General features: G+C 52.1%; 3 protein-coding genes. 1 reads left to right on the top strand and 2 read right to left on the bottom strand.

Translation table 11 applies throughout. The features are described 5' to 3' along the window. Positions 1-4: 4 nt before the first annotated feature. Positions 5-751 (bottom strand): IS21-like element helper ATPase IstB, encoded by a 747-nt coding sequence (gene istB, locus PHI12_14695; protein ID MDD5512034.1) that lies wholly within the window; start codon positions 749-751, stop codon positions 5-7. Between the two features lie 22 nt (positions 752-773). Next, on the bottom strand, positions 774-2,309 hold the full coding sequence (istA, locus tag PHI12_14690; protein ID MDD5512033.1) for an IS21 family transposase: 1,536 nt from the start codon (positions 2,307-2,309) through the stop codon (positions 774-776). 142 nt (positions 2,310-2,451) lie between these two features. On the opposite strand from istA, the gene PHI12_14685 reads away from it, so the two are divergent. Then, entirely contained in the window at positions 2,452-2,889 is a 438-nt protein-coding gene (locus PHI12_14685) for a hypothetical protein (GenBank protein MDD5512032.1), read from the top strand. Positions 2,890-2,902 lie beyond the last annotated feature (13 nt).

Here is a 2,902-nt window from a genome sequence, read left to right as displayed (position 1 = left end):
TAAGTTACTTGCTCTCCTGTGTCAATGGTGACTGCTTCTTCCTCATCGATTCACCTTTCATTTCGATCCGATAGGCGTTGTGTACAAGCCGGTCTAATATCGCATCTGCGATGGTCGGGGCGGCGATGATATCGTACCAGTTCTCGACCGGTATCTGGCTTACGATGATCACCGAGCCCCTTTGGCTTCGATCCTCTAGTAACTCGAAGATGTCCCTGGCAGCTTCTTGGTCGAGCGGATACAATCCCCAGTCGTCTATCACCAGAACGTCGATCTTCTCCAGTCTTCGCATGAACGATATATAACTGCCGTCCGCCTTGGCAATATTCATACAGGACAGCAGATTCCCACACCCGAAGTACCGGACGGAGTATTTTAGTCTGCAAGCCTTATGGGCTATAGCGCAGGCGATATAGGTCTTGCCTACACCCGTCGGCCCGGTTATGATTATATTGGAGTGATTCCTTATGAAGCTGCACTCCGACAGTGAGAGCATGGTGGCTTTGTCGAGTCCTCTACTCGCAGCAAAGTCGATGTCTTCGACTGACGCCTGCTGCTTCAGTTTTGCGATCTGCAGCTTTCTCCTTAAGCCTCGTGTCTCTTTTAAGTCCCATTGCCTGTCTACGATAAGGGCGATGCGGTCCTCAAATGGTAACGATAAAGCCTGTGGGTTCTCCATCTGCTCCTTTATGGCAGTCGCCATACCATCGAGCTTCATCTCGCACAGTTTGCCGATTGTCTGATTGATCATCTTCTCTAGTCCTTTCTGTTTCTCAGTTGTAGTAGTCTCTGCCTCTGATGTTTGTGTGAGCCGGGGGGACGTATTCGGGTGCATCTTTTATGGGAAGTCTATCGAGCCCCTTTGCAAGAATCGACTTTACGCTCTGATAGCTCACGGCGTTGCACCTGATCGCCCTCCCGCTTGCGGCCTCTACTCGTTCCGGGGTGTACTTATCCGCAAGCCTGATGATTCCAAGGCATGAACGATAACCCTGCTCGGGATGCGGCTTTGATACAAGTATCTTCTCCACCAGGGCGGCGGTGTTCGGCCCTTTGTTTGCAGCCCAGGAGATTATGCGTGACGGTGTCCATTCGAGATATTTCTGATGGCTCTTGGGACGGTGATCGGGATTTGTGGTGAACCCGCCTTCTTTGTAGCTCCTGATGTGGCTTGCTATTCGCCGGTTCTTGTAGAGTATCTCGGCCATGGTAGAGGTAAGCCTTGCTTCGACCTGCTCGCCAACCAGGTGGTACGGCACGGAGTAGAAGTGCTTCTCTACCGCTATGTGGTAGTCGATGCTCACCTTTGCGGTATGCCATGAACCGAAGTTATATCGTGACTCAGGCAGCGATGAGAGTTCAGGCTTATCGAGTCTCTCAAATAGATCACGCCTGGTGGCGGAGATCATCTTTAGTTTGCGGGAGTTGAGTTGTTCAAGGAGTTCGGCGATGGCGGCGTTTACTTCATGAAGGCTGAAGAACATTCTATTTCTGAGTTTTGCGAGTATCCACCGCTCTACCAGAAGAACGCCGGCCTCGACCTTCGCCTTATCACGAGGCTTTCTTACTCTTGCAGGGATCACCGCACATCCGTAATGCGCCGCCATCTCCGCAAACTCGGGATTCAAGTCGGGCTCGTATCTGTCGGGCTTTATAACGGCGCACTTCGTGTTATCGGGGACTACTATCTCCGGCACTCCGCCCAAGTACTCGAATGCTCGGATGTGGGAGTCTATCCAGGATTCGAGATTCATCGACAGGACACCTTCGGCGTACGTGTAGTTGCTCGCGCCGAGAACGGCCACATAGATATATACCGGCGCAGACTCTCCGGTCCTGGGATCGATTAACTTTAGGGTATCACCGGCGTAGTCGGTAAACAGCTTCTCTCCGGCTTTGTGTTCCTGGCGCAGTGTTGGGGATAGCTTCTTCTTGGCCTGGTTGTAGTGGTGGTTGAACTGAGTGTATCCGTAGCCTTCGGGATAGCGTTCCCGATACTCAAGCCAGAGCAGATACAGCGTAACGTGGGGTTTGCGCATCTCCTGCAGGAGGTAGTCCGTCACCGGCATCGGACGATTATGGGTGGAACTGACGCTACCGCCCCGAACGATGCGTTCGAGCCGGTCATCGTCCATATCCTCGGGCAGCGGCCAGGTGAGTCCGGCTTCTAGCGCCTTCTTCTCATATTCTGTTACGGTGGTGGTTGAAACCTTGCAGCTCTTAGCGACTTTGCGGGCAGATAGTCCTACCTGAAACCTCAGTCTTAAAATCTCTCTTACTTTGCGCATGGACAATCCTTCTCTCGACATCCCTACCTCCGAATCATTGATTCATTAGTAGGACGTCAGATCAAGTGTCCAGCGTCGCATATCACCGGGTGTCCAGATTACCGAAATGGGTGTCCAGATTATTCCGAAAACCGTGTCCAGTTTACTCCGAAATTTGCATGCTATGGCAATAACCATAACAAAGGCGGATATCAAGCGCAAGTGCATGATCTCCGCTTCCGATACTGCATACGATAACGATATAGATGCCTTGATAAGCGATATGCAGCCGGGCATAGAGTATACAATCGCGTCTGCCTACCTGAACGATGCCGGCAATACCAGGCTACAGGCGGTTTTAAAGCTGGGGATCATGGAGATCCTGAGCGGAGAATTCCTGCAGCAATTATCGAGGGAAGCTGGAGCCTCGGGAACGGTTGCAATCGGAGGGATCACCGTAGGTTCTAATGCCGACCAGGGGATGAAGCTCATTCAGCAGGGAACCGCCAGGATTCAGCCTTTTCGCAAGCCGATAGACGGCCTCTCCGATAAGATGCCGATTGCGAGCACAACAAGCTCCGTCGATAGGACATTCACTACGGATAGTATGAGGTGCTGGTAGCATGGGACTCAAG

The sequence above is a fragment of the Dehalococcoidales bacterium genome, assembly GCA_028716225.1.
Taxonomy (GTDB): Bacteria; Chloroflexota; Dehalococcoidia; order Dehalococcoidales; family UBA5760; genus UBA5760.
The sequence above is the reverse complement of the archived record's forward strand: the minus strand, read 5'-3'. Positions and strand labels throughout refer to the sequence as shown.